Origin of the sequence: Priestia sp. YIM B13491 (assembly GCF_042787605.1) — a bacterium.
Lineage (GTDB): Bacteria > Bacillota > Bacilli > Bacillales > Bacillaceae_H > Priestia > Priestia megaterium_E.
Genome location: NZ_JBHZOR010000003.1, coordinates 1 through 15,078, shown reverse-complemented (window position 1 = coordinate 15,078; position 15,078 = coordinate 1). Strand labels below are relative to the sequence as shown.

Here is a 15,078-nt window from a genome sequence, read left to right as displayed (position 1 = left end):
GGGTGAAAAAGCACAGTGAAAATGAAAGATGCGTTAAAGAAAAAAGGAATGTTTGTTAAGAAACTACCGAATCAAGGGGACCTCTTCCGGAAGAGGTGGGAAAATGAATTTGCAAGTGCTTTAAGCGCATCGCAAAAAAAGAAAATTTATATGGACCAATTTCTATGGCATGCGTTCAGCTATGAAAAGCTTCCTTGCTTACAAGGAGAACAAGCGATTCAAGCATTCGAACAGCAAATAATGAACGACTGTTATTTGCTGTTTGAGCATGATGAACGAGTGCTGCAGCTATCTAAATGTAAGCATCTAACAAGCGCTGATTTAAGTGAAAATACAAACATGTATTTAGAAGATTTATATGTGGTTGATGCAGATTTCACGTGGACTTACGTGATTACCCATGAAAGCTCATGTGGACCTTACTTTTACCGCACGTAAGTAAAGATAGAGCCTGCCGTGTTTATCAACACGGTAGGATTTTTCTATAAAAGAACATTTTATTAATTAAAAGTAATTATAGGAATAAAATGGTTTTTAATATAAAATTATTGGGTATTTATTACTAACTATTATCCATCTCTCTCCTATATCTATATTACCATTTGGAGTTTTTTCAAAAAATAGGATATGAAATTAATTTTTTGTATGCTAAGGTAATTACTGCTAGTAAGCTTGTCTTACAAAATTTGTTTTAAAAAAGGAGGTTTTTGTATGAAATGGTATCTACATGTACTAAAAAATTATGCAACGTTTCAAGGAAGAGCAACGCGTAAAGAGTATTGGATGTTTGTCTTATTTAATTTTATTATATGGTGTGTGCTTTCAGCTATTGAACTTATAACAGATATGCCTCCGTTTTTGCGTATAGTTTATCTTGTTGCAGTGTTCATTCCATCTCTTGCTGTGACGGCACGCCGACTGCATGACATAGGAAGAAGCGGGTGGTGGCAGCTCATTAGTATTATTCCGATTGCCGGAGCTATTTGTCTATTAATTCTTCTTTGTCTAAGAAGTGAGTCGCAGCTAAATCGTTTTGATGTAACTAATAAAGTTGCGTAGGACTTAAACGACTAGATAATTTAATTTAATAAATAAAGAGAGGGTTTATCATGTACTGGTATATAAAAGCGTTAAAAAATTACGCGACGTTTCAAGGAAGAGCAACGCGTACGGAGTATTGGATGTTTACATTATTTTCTTATATCTTTATGCTCGTTCTATACGCCTTGGTTTTTATTGATTCAATTGCTCTACTTGTATCTATTTTAATATTGCTCTATGGAGCAGCAATGATTCTGCCTTCCCTTGCCGTTACTGTTCGCCGGCTGCATGATACAGGAAGAAGCGGCTGGTGGTATTTAATTAACTTTGTTCCAGTTATCGGAGCTATTTGGCTGCTCATCTTACTTTGTCAAAGAAGCGAAGTAACGGCCAATATTTACGATACAGACACGCAGGCATCTTAACCAGAGTAGTTTATTAGTTTAAAAGTTGATAAATTAATAGACAAATTATTTTTAGCTAAAAAGAAAACTCCTGTTAAAAAGGAGTTTTCTTTTTTTTATTTTTCCACACGCTGCTGGGAATTTCTTTTCGAAGAACAGGTGCAATATCATCTGCAAAGCGCTCTAGCTGTTCGCGCTGTTCTGCTTCGCTTAGACCGTCTATGCTGATGCTCAGCACTTCGTTTCCATAAGCGCGGTGATAGTCTATTATTTTTTCAATGATTTGCTCAGGGCTTCCTACTAAAGCAGGACCGTGTTGAACGATATCTTCTAGTGACGTGAACGGCGATTGATTATGTTTGGCTGCTTCTGTATTGCTAAATGCGTTATAGTACGGGCGATAGCGGCGAATTGCTTCTTCCGTTGTATCGGAAATATAGAGGCTGCTTGCCCCCGAACCGACGATGGCCTTGCGTGGATCATGCCCATAATAAGCGAAGCGTTCGCGGTAATGGTCAATCAGCGCTTTATATTTAGCCTGAGGGTGGAAGGAATTAGATGAAAATAGCGGCTCTCCGTATTTAGCTGCAAGTTCTGTAGACAGCGGGCTTGACGCACTTCCATGCCAAACGGGAATAGAAGTTTGAAACGGACGAGGCTGAGTTGTAACGTTAGTTAAAGGCGGACGATAACGGCCGCTCCACGTGACATTTTCTTCTGTCCAAAGCTGTTTTAAAAGAGCGTATCTTTCAGCAAGAGATTCCCATTGTTCTTCTTCTGTAATACCAAAAAGCGGATAATGACGCGGGTCATTGCCTTTTCCGATAATCAGTTCAAGGCGTCCACCCGATAGGTGATCAAGCGTTGCATAATCTTCAGCTACTCGTACAGGGTCTAAAATGCTTAGAACGGTAACGGTCGTAAGGAGACGGATGTGTAACGTTTTAGCCGCAATTGCACTTAAAACAACGGGAGGAGAAGAAGACAAAAAAGGAGCTCCGTGTCTTTCGCCGACTCCGTAAGCATCAAAACCTAACTTTTCTGCCAGCACTGCTTGATTTAACACATGCTGAAACTTTTTTTGAGCAGTGAATGTTTCTCCAGTAACCGGGTTCGGGATGTTTTGAATAAGACTAAATAAAGCAAATTTCATACGTTTTACCTCCAAAAGATAAAATGGTGGACGACAATAAAAAAAGCAAACGTACACGCATTATCGTGTCCATTTGCCTCCAGTTGACTGGTAGATATGTAGTTTCAATGTTTTATTAGTTGTATCTTAAGCGGTAGATACCAAGCTGTCAAGATAATCTTTTTCTAAAAACCTACTTGATTTATCGGTTAACTAGTATTATGATGTGAATAATCTTACACGAAGTAAGCCCACTGGTTAACCAGAGGCTCTTGAGGAAGCAGCTGCTTCCTCAAGAGCCTCTTTTTATTACATAATATAGGGATTTAGGGGAGGAACGTATGAAAAAATATTGGCTGTTTTTACTTTCAATTGTAGTAGCTGTGAGCGTGGCAGGATGCGGAACAAACGCATCTTCAAGTGCAGGAGAAAAGAAAGAAAAAGATGTTCAAACGATTGTGGTTGGAACAGGCACTCAGTTTCCTAATATTTGCTTTATCGATGATAAAGGCAAACTGACCGGCTATGATGTAGAAGTAGTAAGAGCAATCGACAAAGAGCTAAAGGATTATAAATTTGAATTTAAAACGATGGAATTTTCAAATCTGCTTCTCAGCTTAGAAAGTAATAAAATTGATATGATTGCTCATAACATGGCTCAGAACGCTGAGCGAAAGAAAAAGTTTTTATTTAATGATGAAACATATAATTATTCTCCGCTTTATGTAACAGTTCCTAAAAATCGAAATGATATTCATTCATTAAAAGATTTAGAAGGTAAAAAAATGATTGTAGGAGCTACAAGCAATGCGGCAGTTTATCTAGACAAATACAATCAAAAACACGGCAATAAAATCGATGTAGTTTATGCCGGTCAAGGTGCGGATGATGCTACTACTCAATTAAAAACAGGCCGGGCAGATGCTACGCTTGCAACACCATTTTCCATCGACTTTAGCAATCAAGCGCTGAAATTTCAGCAAAAAACGGTTGGAGATATCGTGATTAATTCAAAAGTATATTTTATGTTTAACAAAAAAGACGAAAAGTTAAAGTCGGAAGTCGATCAGGCGATTAAAAAGCTGAAAAAAGACGGTACATTAAAAAAACTCAGCACAAAATGGCTAGGAGAAGACTATACCGTGCAAAATTGACTATAGCAAAAAAGCAGCTGCCCATACAGCTGCTTTTTTTGTATGATATAAATCCAATAGATAGAAGAAACGATCTGCAAAGAAAACAAAAATTAGTGTATAGTAGAGCTATAAGTACTATAAAAGCAGGACCGCAGTAGGAGGCAATTCATTGATTACGGATTTACAGCGCGGAGATTTCTTTCAAAAAGGACATCGTTATCGCAGAAAACAAATTCATAAGCTTTATAAAGGACAGGAACAAAGCGAAATATCAACGCCGAAAGCGCATCCATATATTTTTATTTTCACAAAAGAAAGCGGAAGTGAATACGGAACAGGACACGGATGGAATAGAGATAAGACCTCTTTTTTCTATACCGGAGAAGGTCAAAGAGGATCAATGCAGCTCATTAAAGGCAATAAAGCGCTTCGTGAACATTTTTTATCAGGAAAAGCCGTTTACTTGTTTCACTACGTGGAGCCGGGAGTAGTCGAGTTTATTGATGAAGTGACGTATATTAATCATCAATTAGAAATTATGTGGGACTCAGACGGAGAGCTTCGTGAAGCCATTATTTTTGAACTTGAACGAAATCCTGTGATGGAGGAAAAAGCAGCAAAGCTGGATGTTTCAGCTTACTCAACTGAACAACTTTGTCATATAGCGCTAGGGGAAGACAAAAAGACAAATATTTATGAGCAAACCGCAGCTCTTAAACAATATGTTTACAAACGCGCAGCTGGTATTTGTGAAGCCTGCGGAGAAAGCGCGCCGTTTATCGCAAAAGATGGAAGCTCCTTTTTGCAAATGTATTATCTTTCAAAGCTGTCAGAGGGCGGGCTCGCTAAGCCAAAGGACGCTGCGGCACTATGTCCCAACTGTCATAGCCGTCTACGCTACGGGAAAGATAGTGAAGTATATAAAGAAGAGCTGATTATTAAAATTAATGAAAAAGAAGCAGGAAAGAAAAATGAGTAATATCGTCTCTTTTCATTTTATAAAAAACCGTCTCTAAGCAGGTCAGCTGCCGAGGCGGTTTTTTTGTATAAAGAATGACTTCAAAAAATAAAGACAGTAAAGCGTATAAAAATAATAGAAGAACAGATAATGAAAAACTGAAGCTTTCGTTTAAAAATAGTAAAAGCTGGGGTGATGTGCTGTGGCAGACAAGTATGACTGTGTCATTATAGGTGGAGGAATTGCAGGACTTCAAGCTGCTATTCAGCTTGGAAGATATAAGCGTAGTGTATTGGTTATTGATTCAAACGATGGACGTTCCAATCTTTGCAAAAATTATCAAAATATATTGGGGTGGCCAGAGGGAATAAGCGGTCAAACTTTAAGAGAAACGGGAAGGCAGCAAGCAAAAAGCTACGGCATTCAATTTGCAGAAGAGCGTGTCCTTCAGTGTGAAAAAGAAATAGAAGGGTTTAACGTCATTACAAACTCTGCGAACTACGAAGCAGCTACTTTACTGTTTGCGACGGGAGTAGTAGATCGGATTCCGCCTGAACTTCAGCAAGAGCTATATCCGTGCATGGGAACAACCGTATATGTATGTCCCGACTGCGATGGGTATGAAGTAAATAATAGAAGGGTATTAGTACTAGGGTCAGGAAAAGCAGGAGCCAGTTTATCTCTTACGTTAACATATTGGACAAATGACATTATATACATTAATCACGACAAAAAAGAAATTGGACCTTTAGCAGATACCTTGATGCAAAAAGGAATTACCTATAAAGAAGGGGCCATAAAAAAAGTCATAACTGAAGCAGAAAGGTTAAAAGGAGTCATCCTCGAAGACAATGAATTTATCTATGGAGAAAGAGGTTTTTTAGCGTTCGGAGGAAATAAAGTTCGAACAGAATTAGCGCATGGGCTCGGAGTAGAACTCCTAGAAAATCAGCACATTATCGTAAATCCGCGTACAAAAGAAACAAATGTTTCAAACGTGTGGGCAGCAGGAGACATTGTGGCTCATTCTGAACAAGTTACGGTAGCGATGGGAGAAGGTTTACAAGCCGCTATTTGGATACACAAACGCTTGTTAGAGCTTTATGAAAAATAATTGGTTTTTTATCCGTTTCTGAACACGCTACATTCTAAGTGGGAAAAGTCGATTTTTAGTATTTTGTTTGTAATAAAACTCTGTACAGTATTCTGTGTTCAATAACCTTTCTTAGTCTATTTTATATTACAATCGGATAAGACAAAAATAAGAAAAGTGATAATAGGTGTTTATTGGATATGCACGTGTATCAACAGGATTATAAAAATAAAAGGTATTTTCTACAAATAGAAAATACCCCCCGTTGGTTGCTACATTAAAAAGGTTAGGTTTGTTATAGCGTGACTTTATTTACCTGATAGCTTGGATGATTTAGGACAATAAAAAGGGTTAGATTTTCTCAATGACCATTTAAAAGATGAACTATGTATAAATTTGAGAATAGAAACTTTGCAAAAACGAATAGAAGAAAGTATTAGAGCTTTTGATTTACGAAAAGTTGGATTTATTGTAAATGAATTGGCTAAAGACTCCAAATCTGACGTTAGTAAATATTCTGCACGTTCATTTGCCCAAGCCATAGCAACAGGACATATGAGAAGACAGGCAATGGTTAGCAGTGACTACGCAATAAAGGTAACAAATCTTTTAACACATAACTCCTTAGATTCCTCAACAAAGAAAAGGATAAGGCAATTAAAGATAATAGATGAATTGTTAGAATCGCCAAGCTGATAATCAACAATAAGAAACAAGGACACTATGTTTTATTCAATATAGTGTTTTTCTTTATTCAAAAAATCAACAATAAAGTTTAACAGAGCCTTATAAAACTATTATTTTTATAAATTAATTTGTTATTTTACTCCTTTACATAGAAGATGTGATCTTTTTATTTTTAATAAATTTTATCTTATTTAAAGTATATTAACATTAGATACTTTATTATTTACTTAATGTAACGTACTTTCTGGGAAGATAGGAAGGTAATAAAAGTAATGACCATCTTTTGAAATAAATGGGTATGATATATAATAAATCTTTAATCAAAACATTTTGAAGGGAAATATAATATGATAATTTCTAAGCCGCGTAAAAAACATAAAGTGAAGCATCTGGAACCTGCAAGTATCTTGTTCGTGGGGTTTTTAGGATTAATATTGCTCGGCACCGGCTTATTAATGATTCCTGCTGCTACAAGCGATAGACATCATCTAAGCTTTATTGATGCTCTTTTTGAAGCCACTTCTGCTGTATGTGTAACAGGCCTAGCCGTGGTAGATACGGGGACAACATTTACTTTATTTGGACAGCTCATTTTGCTTGTGCTCATTCAAGTTGGTGGCTGGGGATTCATGACTATTGGTATACTCATGTTTATTGTACTGGGTAAAAAAATAGGATTACAACAAAGATTAATACTTAAGGAATCTCTAAATGCTTTTTCGCTACAAGGCGTTATTGCATTAGTCCAACGTGTTGTGCTAATTACATTGGCTGTGGAAGGTATAGGAGCGCTTATCCTAGCTATTCGTTGGTCCCAAGAAATGAGCTGGGGAAAGGCTATTTATTATGGCATATTCCATTCTATCTCTGCTTTTAATAATGCAGGATTTGGTTTGGAACCAGATAATTTAAGCAAATGGGTAGGAGATCCAACCGTAAATATTATGATTACGTTACTTTTCATAATAGGAGGGACTGGATTTTTTGTCATTGCAGACATTTTTCAGAAACGAAACATAAGAAAATTTTCTCTTCACACTAAAATTGTATTAGTTTCAACTATCCTACTAAATGTCGTGAGTACACTCATTATTTTTACTCTAGAATATCATAACTCTCATACTTTAGGTCAATTAAGCATGGGGGATAAATGGTGGGCAGCTTACTTTCAGGGTGTAGTTCCTCGTACTGCTGGTTTTAATACCTTGGATATCGGGGCGCTCACATTGCCTTCAAAAGTGTATATGATGGGTCTTATGTTTATTGGAGCGGCTCCAGGTTCAACAGGCGGTGGAATTAAAATAACTACGTTTGTCTTAATATTGTTTGCTTTATGGTCAGTATTGACAAATAAAGAAGAGATTAATGTTTTTCGACGCCGAATTCCTAAATCGCTTGTGTATAGAGCTTTTTCTATTGCTACTTCTGGCATTATTTTTGTTTCTATTATTTTCTTTCTACTCACAATCACAGAAAAAGGTATAGACATGTCTACCCTTTTGTTTGAAACGTTCTCTGCTTCTGGAACAGTTGGATTAAGTGCTAACTTTACAGGAGATTTAAGTCCTATAGGCCGAATTCTGATTACAATTATGATGTTTATTGGCAGAGTGGGACCTCTTACCATTGGCTTTGTACTTGCGATTCGTTCAAACAAACAATCTAAAATTAGGTATGCAGAAGAAAAGATTCTTATTGGTTAAAAATTTATTTTAAATATATAATTTGGTCAACATATTCATGATTTAGGCACAAGTAGCCTAAATCACGAATATCTTTTTTTATTATAAACAAACTACTCAAGGTGCTGAGAATTATCTTCGATCTAAATCTCATTAACCTGTAGAAAAACTCCCTATTTATTGGAGGGAGTTTTTTCTAATTTTAAACTGTATATGATTTTAGTTAACATAAAACGGATTCTAGGTAGCATAAAAAAGGTTAACTCATTAGAGTTAACCCTTTTTATTTAATAGAGCATATCCTAATTTGGAAACTAAATATAAAGCAAAAATCATTACTAATGTTCGAGATATTAGATAGCCATCAATAGCTAGCTCATAACCTTTCGGAACTAATAAGTTTGGGTTAACAAATAAATAAATTGATAATGCCAATGATAAAAAGATTAAAATGTAAGCTACAACTGACCTATTTTCCATAAACATTCCACCTTGCATTTATATGTATAATCTAAATAATAACATTTATGGATAAATAAAGTTATTTAATTTACATAATCAACATTATCGGTATCCAATCTTCATAGAGCTGATTTTAAAGTACTTATTCATAAAATTAATTTACTTTGAAAACACTGATACGACTATAAAGTCTATAATGGTTAAAAGGATAAGTATTCCATTAGCCTTATACTTTATTAATACGGAGGATATTATGATTCAAAGATATGTATTGTCTATATTGCTATCTTCAATTTGTCTATCTTTATTGTATTTAATTATTGAATACGGAGTTAAAAATCTTATTTCAGCTGCATTTCCATTCAGTATGATTATAAGTACAGTAGTATACTTCATTTTATATACAGTTTTTGGGCTACCTACATCTCTACTTATAATTAAAAAGTTACCGAGATTTAGTATAATAAGTTTACTGAGTTATTTATCAATATTTTCTATCGTTTACTATATTTTTTATACTATAACTTATAATCCTGTTCCATTTATAAAAAACTTTGAGGTTTATATTTATATAGTTAGTACATCAATTGTTTATTGGTTTTGGTGCAATATTATGGTATCAAAACCTAGCTAATAAAAGGTTTCGAAGTCAGTTGATAATTGTATACGCTATACAAAGTTAGTTAACATAAACACTCTTTCCGGAAGACATACAAAAAAAGAACCCTTGTCGCAGAACGGTTCCGCCGAGGGTTCTTTTTCCGGAGTATGCAGCTTTTTATACATCCTTGATAGACCAACGTTTTTTCAGTAAGCGATTAGTGAAAGAATGAATAAAAAGTGCACCTTTTATTCATATGCCTGTACGGTAAAATATAGTCTATATGGAGACTGAACCCCAAAAAGAATTGATATTTAATATAAGTTTCATTAAAAGAAATACTTACTCATGCCATTTTTAAATATAGGTAGGGTCTTAGTCACTAGCTCTTCTGGTGAAATAGGTCTTCCATCTTTATTCCATGAGTATGTAGCTCCGTATATACTCCAACTCAGTATAGTAGATAGGGTCGTTACCAATTGTTTGTCCTCTAATACAATGGTATTTTTAGTGCCTTTTAGCACAAGATCAGCTATTAGCTTTTGTAACTCTTCTTTAATGTTACTTTCTATAATAGTTCCTAAAGAATTGTAACCTTTAGGACATAAGTCACTTAACTCTTTATGGTGATCACACATGGCTAGAAAAATATTTGTAATGACTTCTTCATTGAATCCCTCGTGACCATTTAGTCCTTTTTTCAATTTGTCTGTAAAAGTATTGGTGATGGTAGAATGTAATAAATCAAATTTATCGTCAAAGTGCGCATAAAATGTAGCGCGGTTAATAGTAGCCTTTTCAGTGATATCACGTACCGTTATATTGTTGAAATCTTTTTCACTAGCTAACGAGATAAAAGAGTCTACAATCAATTGTCTTGTACGAAGTATTCTCGGATCTTTTTTTGGCATAATCAATTTTTTCTTCTCCTTTTTAGGCTACACAATGGTGTTTAAAAACGACAATTCAATAGAAGTGTTGTGTAAACAACATATTAGCCATTTTGGTGGTTGTTAATAGTTCTTTTTCATCTTATCATCAACTATACAACGCGCGTTGCTTAAATAACACATGTTTTTGTGGAAGGGTTTTTGATCAAGTAAATTGTTGTGACCATTCAGAATCATACCCAAAAGATTGAAAATACGATTGGTTCTTAATAAATAAAGTAGTACCTATTGTAACAAATGAACTCTCTTAGAAAAAAGAATTAGCTAAGAAGTTATGGAGGGAATTATATTATGAAAAATATTGTAATTGTTGGGGCAGGACCAGGATTAGGAATGTCTATTGCGAAGAAGTTCGGAAAAAACGGATTTCGTGTAGCGCTTATAGCCCGTAATGAAGAAAAGTTGAACCAACTGGTTATTGAACTAGAACAATTAGGCATTGAAGCAGCATCATTTCAAGCTGATATATTAAATAAAGATCAAATTAGTTTAGCTTTCACAACGATCAAAGAGAAATACGGATTTATTGATGTGGTTGAATACAGTCCAACTCCAAGTATCGATACAGTAACAAACGCATTAGATGTAACAGAAGAAAATGCGCTATACCAATTTCAATTCAACGTTTTAGGTGCGATATCGAGTATTCGAGAAGTGCTTCCGGATATGTTGGATAAACAAAGTGGAGCTCTGTTATTTACGACAGGTGGAGCCGCAGTCAATCCAGTACCAATGATGGGCAATGTCGGAATTGCAGTTTCCGGTCTTCGTAATTATATCTTCAATTTGAATAGTGAATTAAAGGACAAAGGTATTTATGCAGGGCACATTTCGATCGGAATCTGGATGCAGCCGAATTCGGGAGTTCAAGACAAAATTGCCGACATTTGGTATGACATGTACACCAAAAGAGATCGAGTCGAAGAATTTATTACGGAAGATAAAGTATGAATCGGGTAGATTAAAAATTAATCGTCTCGGGTATAAATCCGGCATCAATCACCAAAAAGGTAACCGTTTTTGATGTGAGAAACGGATACGCTGATCGAAGCACAGAAATGGGTGGATTAACCCCAACTCTACATGTAGAGTTGGGGTTAATCCGTTTTTATGTGTCCGTACATGTATTTTATTTTATTTACTATGATAATTACTTTAACGTCTTGTAATAGAATTGAATATATCGTTCGCAAAAGTATACCTTTACGGACTTTTCTTTTATATAAGGAATCTATCACTTTGATCGTTCGTTTTCGTTTTAAAGCAAATTACGAACGTCTTCATATGTTTATGCACTTTTATGAACGTTTTTGATTAAATAAAAAGAAGTTTGATATTTGAATAAATAAGTTAGATTGGAAAAGCTGGCGCAGGGAAAGCAACTTGAATACCTCAAGTAGTATTGGACGGTCCTAAAGAAATTGTTGATAGAAGATGCATCTATGTTATTATGTATACTAATGCTCTAAGAGACCGTATAAAAAATTATCAAATTAAATAAGAAGATACCTAAGCAGTTAGCTACTAAAACCTTGCAGTTCCTCTTATTAAGAAAGTTTATCCCTCCATTGCACCACTTTTTTTATGAACAGCAATTTATAAAAGGAGCACAGATGAAATTGTTACTTAATTAAACGTAGCGAAGTCTTATATAGCTGTTATATCAAATGATTCAAGGGAATACATGTTAATTATACGAATGATTCATCACCTACTATAAGTAAGTATTAAAACGTTGAATTATGTAGTTTGACTTAGAGTGCAAGCGGCAAATATCTTACAAGGTGGTATATCTATTGAAAGTTGAAACACGTAGCGTTGAATTTGTTCCAGTAGACGAACGTCATGGAAAAGCAAAAGGTTTGTTCCCCATTTGGTTTGGAGCAAACATGCACATTACAACTCTTGTAACAGGTGCATTACCAATTAGTTTAGGTCTTAATTTATTTTGGAGTTTCGCAGCTATTATACTTGGAACCTTATTGGGTGCTATTTTCATGGCTTCACATTCTGCTCAGGGACCTAAACTTGGAATTCCTCAAATGATTCAAAGTCGAGCACAGTTTGGAGTAATCGGAGCTATTTTTCCGTTATTTCTTGTAATGTTCGTGTATTTAGGTTTTTTCGCAAGTAGCAGTGTGCTTGCAGCACAAACATTAAACAGTTTAATACCCATTAATCAAAGCTGGGCTATAATAATCTTAAATATTCTTTGTTTTATTGTTGCAATTTTTGGCCATGATTTAATTCATAAAATGCAGAAAGTATTATCATGGTCTTCATTTGTTGTGTATCTAGCAGCAACAATTATTATATTTCAGTTACCACTTCCGACAGGAAGTTTTTCATTAAGCGGTTTGGATTTACCTGTATTTTTACTCGCTATCAGCATTGTAGCAACATGGCAATTAGCATATGCACCATACGTGGCAGACTATTCACGCTATCTGCCCGTTAATACATCAACTGCACAAACCTTTTGGTATAGTTACCTGGGTACATTTGTAGGGACTGTATGGATGATGATTTTAGGAGCAACTTTAACAACTACTATTCCTAATTTCCTTGATCATTCTGGTGGGAATTTAGCTCACTTATTCGGAAGTTTTGCTATCTTTATGTATTTGATCATTATTTTTGGTCAACTAGCTATTAATGTTTTTAATTTATATGGTGCTTTCATGTCAACCATTACAACTATAGAACCCTTTTGGAAGCTGAAAGTAACACAAAAAGTTAGAGTAGGGATGATGTTTTGTGTTACATTGGCAGGTACTATCCTATGTTTATTAGGCCAAAGTAATTTTCTATCATTTTTCTTAAATTTTATCTTTTTCATTAGTTATTTCTTGATTCCTTGGACGTCTATCAATCTTGTGGACTACTACTTATTACGCCGTGGTCAATATAATGTGAAAGATATCTTTGATGTAAATGGTCAATACGGAAAAATAAACGGAATCACTTGCATGGCATTTGCTGTATCAATTATTGCAGAGATTCCTTTTATTAACACATCATTCTACATTGGTCCTATAGCAAAGGCATTTGGTGGCGCAGATATTGCCTGGCTAATTGGAATAATAGTTCCTGCAATCTTATATTATTTTCCGATGAAACAAAAGTTAAATAAAGAGGTTTGTGGTAACTGAACTCGAAAGAAAGGCCTGTATCTAAACAGATACAGGCCTTTCTTTAACCCATGAAAAGAGAATAAACATTCTTTTTTTATGTAACAAAAACGAGATGCAAACGATTATGCATCCCGTCATGTGAAGAAGGAAAAAAATAGCTTTTAATGCAGCATATGATCTTTAAGGAACACCTCATTTACGTAATTACATTGCCTAATGAAACAGTCACTTGAAAAAGTATATTCTCTTTAACAAACACCTCATTTAAGCATTGAACTAAAAAAATATACAATGTGAACGAAATCGTTCTTGGTCTGGGACAAACACCTCATTTGCATAGTTATAAATGAACGTTATTGTCTACCCATTATATATATTCTTACTACGCTCATGACTACCATCCCCTTATGAATCAAACATACATCGATTTACAATAAGGTTTTCTAAAATATGCCTGCTGTAGACACCTCATCCCAAATGTAAGAAGCTTTGTAATGATTAGTTGTAATCAATAACTTGTTTTCCTTCTTCCTTAAATAGAATATCCCAATAGCCTATTTATAATTCAGTAAAGCTAACAGGGGTTTTTTGGATTACATGCACCCTTTATTTATAACAAAGATTAAATAAAGAAGCTTTATTATGAATAGCTATAATAAATAGAGATATGTATGTACTTATTCATTTTATTTGATGTGTTGGAGCATCAAATAGCTATGCCACTTATGCCCTATCATAAATTTTGGATAGGGGAAAGGTGAGTAGATAGAATTTGTTAAAGGTATTGTTTTCCTTATTTGCTATCAACTCTACTATATGTTATACTACAGATAACTTATTTTTGTTCGGTATATTGAGAAAAGAAAAAACCTAATTAGAAGTTTTTATCTTGAAATAGTATGTTTGGGCAAGATTGGTAATACATTTGTGGAGTATTCCACAGCAGGAGGCAACATTATGACACAAGGTACAGTAAAATGGTTTAATGCAGACAAAGGTTTCGGTTTCATTGAAATCGAAGGCGGAGACGATGTATTCGTTCATTTCAGTGCTATTCAAGGTGAAGGTTTCAAATCATTAGAAGAAGGTCAAAAAGTTACTTTTGATATCGAAGAAGGTCAACGTGGAGCACAAGCTGCTAACGTTCACAAAGCATAATTAAAAGTGATAACAAAAAAGGCTCCTTATAAAGGAGCCTTTTTTTATGGTCTTATAATTAGCAAACTATGATTTATCTACTATTAGTTCAATGGAAATAAAAAAAGAATGTTTTTTTAGAAAAACTATTGACGTTTCATTTGATATGTTTTATTATTATTAAGCGTCGTTGAAACGACAACTTATGATTTGAACATTGAACTTTGAAAACTGAACAAAGCGACAAACGTCAACGTTAATTTTTATTTTTTAATTGAGCAAGTCAAACATTTCTTCGGAGAGTTTGATCCTGGCTCAGGATGAACGCTGGCGGCGTGCCTAATACATGCAAGTCGAGCGAACTGATTAGAAGCTTGCTTCTATGACGTTAGCGGCGGACGGGTGAGTAACACGTGGGCAACCTGCCTGTAAGACTGGGATAACTTCGGGAAACCGAAGCTAATACCGGATAGGATCTTCTCCTTCATGGGAGATGATTGAAAGATGGTTTCGGCTATCACTTACAGATGGGCCCGCGGTGCATTAGCTAGTTGGTGAGGTAACGGCTCACCAAGGCAACGATGCATAGCCGACCTGAGAGGGTGATCGGCCACACTGGGACTGAGACACGGCCCAGACTCCTACGGGAGGCAGCAGTAGG

14 protein-coding genes, 1 rRNA gene and 1 pseudogene are annotated in these 15,078 nt (G+C 35.1%); 13 read left to right on the top strand and 3 right to left on the bottom strand.

The features are described 5' to 3' along the window. The first annotated feature begins 21 nt into the window (after positions 1–21). From ACFX4E_RS10890 to ACFX4E_RS10880, 3 genes are all read left to right on the top strand, one after another. Positions 22–438, top strand: coding sequence for a DUF4275 family protein (locus tag ACFX4E_RS10890; protein ID WP_235593635.1), 417 nt, complete (start codon positions 22–24; stop codon positions 436–438). Positions 439–711: 273 nt separating this feature from the next. Continuing rightward, the gene (locus tag ACFX4E_RS10885; RefSeq protein WP_377238097.1) at positions 712–1,059 is read left to right on the top strand and encodes a DUF805 domain-containing protein; all 348 of its coding nucleotides are present in this window, start codon (positions 712–714) and stop codon (positions 1,057–1,059) included. 50 nt (positions 1,060–1,109) lie between these two features. After that, the gene (locus ACFX4E_RS10880; protein WP_098332906.1) at positions 1,110–1,466 is read left to right on the top strand and encodes a DUF805 domain-containing protein; all 357 of its coding nucleotides are present in this window, start codon (positions 1,110–1,112) and stop codon (positions 1,464–1,466) included. A gap of 73 nt (positions 1,467–1,539) precedes the next feature. Here the strand turns inward: ACFX4E_RS10880 and ACFX4E_RS10875 are convergent, their stop codons facing one another. After that, positions 1,540–2,598, bottom strand: coding sequence for an LLM class flavin-dependent oxidoreductase (locus ACFX4E_RS10875; protein WP_377238096.1), 1,059 nt, complete (start codon positions 2,596–2,598; stop codon positions 1,540–1,542). Between the two features lie 320 nt (positions 2,599–2,918). On the opposite strand from ACFX4E_RS10875, the gene ACFX4E_RS10870 reads away from it, so the two are divergent. The 5 genes and pseudogenes from ACFX4E_RS10870 to ACFX4E_RS10850 all read left to right on the top strand — a co-directional run bounded on the left by ACFX4E_RS10870 (position 2,919) and on the right by ACFX4E_RS10850 (position 8,154). After that, complete coding sequence (locus tag ACFX4E_RS10870) at positions 2,919–3,731, top strand: amino acid ABC transporter substrate-binding protein (RefSeq protein WP_025751375.1); 813 nt, start codon at positions 2,919–2,921, stop codon at positions 3,729–3,731. Between the two features lie 151 nt (positions 3,732–3,882). Continuing rightward, positions 3,883–4,692: an HNH endonuclease gene (locus ACFX4E_RS10865; protein WP_098524675.1), complete on the top strand. Its 810-nt coding sequence runs from the start codon at positions 3,883–3,885 to the stop codon at positions 4,690–4,692. 181 nt (positions 4,693–4,873) lie between these two features. After that, positions 4,874–5,785 carry an NAD(P)/FAD-dependent oxidoreductase gene (locus ACFX4E_RS10860; RefSeq protein WP_098579415.1) on the top strand — a complete coding sequence of 304 codons (912 nt, stop codon included), beginning with the start codon at positions 4,874–4,876 and terminating at the stop codon, positions 5,783–5,785. 342 nt (positions 5,786–6,127) lie between these two features. Next, positions 6,128–6,460, top strand: a pseudogene (locus ACFX4E_RS10855) (putative immunity protein); the annotation flags it as partial. 338 nt (positions 6,461–6,798) lie between these two features. Continuing rightward, entirely contained in the window at positions 6,799–8,154 is a 1,356-nt protein-coding gene (locus ACFX4E_RS10850) for a TrkH family potassium uptake protein (RefSeq protein ID WP_028408951.1), read from the top strand. Positions 8,155–8,406: 252 nt separating this feature from the next. On the opposite strand, the gene ACFX4E_RS10845 is transcribed toward ACFX4E_RS10850, so the two are convergent. After that, positions 8,407–8,613, bottom strand: a complete 207-nt coding sequence (locus tag ACFX4E_RS10845; RefSeq protein ID WP_228116876.1) for a hypothetical protein — start codon at positions 8,611–8,613, stop codon at positions 8,407–8,409. Between the two features lie 178 nt (positions 8,614–8,791). Between ACFX4E_RS10845 and ACFX4E_RS10840 the strand changes: the two genes are divergently transcribed. Continuing rightward, positions 8,792–9,229: a UPF0715 family protein gene (locus ACFX4E_RS10840; RefSeq protein WP_377258957.1), complete on the top strand. Its 438-nt coding sequence runs from the start codon at positions 8,792–8,794 to the stop codon at positions 9,227–9,229. 296 nt (positions 9,230–9,525) lie between these two features. Here ACFX4E_RS10840 and ACFX4E_RS10835 read toward each other — a convergent pair whose 3' ends face one another. Then, positions 9,526–10,107: a TetR/AcrR family transcriptional regulator gene (locus ACFX4E_RS10835; RefSeq protein ID WP_377239137.1), complete on the bottom strand. Its 582-nt coding sequence runs from the start codon at positions 10,105–10,107 to the stop codon at positions 9,526–9,528. A gap of 330 nt (positions 10,108–10,437) precedes the next feature. On the opposite strand from ACFX4E_RS10835, the gene ACFX4E_RS10830 reads away from it, so the two are divergent. The 4 genes from ACFX4E_RS10830 to ACFX4E_RS10815 form a co-directional block, all read left to right on the top strand. Then, positions 10,438–11,097: an SDR family NAD(P)-dependent oxidoreductase gene (locus ACFX4E_RS10830; protein ID WP_028408948.1), complete on the top strand. Its 660-nt coding sequence runs from the start codon at positions 10,438–10,440 to the stop codon at positions 11,095–11,097. A gap of 845 nt (positions 11,098–11,942) precedes the next feature. Beyond that, positions 11,943–13,298: a purine-cytosine permease family protein gene (locus tag ACFX4E_RS10825; RefSeq protein WP_377239136.1), complete on the top strand. Its 1,356-nt coding sequence runs from the start codon at positions 11,943–11,945 to the stop codon at positions 13,296–13,298. A gap of 939 nt (positions 13,299–14,237) precedes the next feature. Continuing rightward, on the top strand, positions 14,238–14,438 hold the full coding sequence (locus tag ACFX4E_RS10820; protein WP_025751380.1) for a cold-shock protein: 201 nt from the start codon (positions 14,238–14,240) through the stop codon (positions 14,436–14,438). Positions 14,439–14,709: 271 nt separating this feature from the next. Beyond that, a 16S ribosomal RNA gene (locus ACFX4E_RS10815) occupies positions 14,710–15,078 on the top strand; the annotation flags it as partial.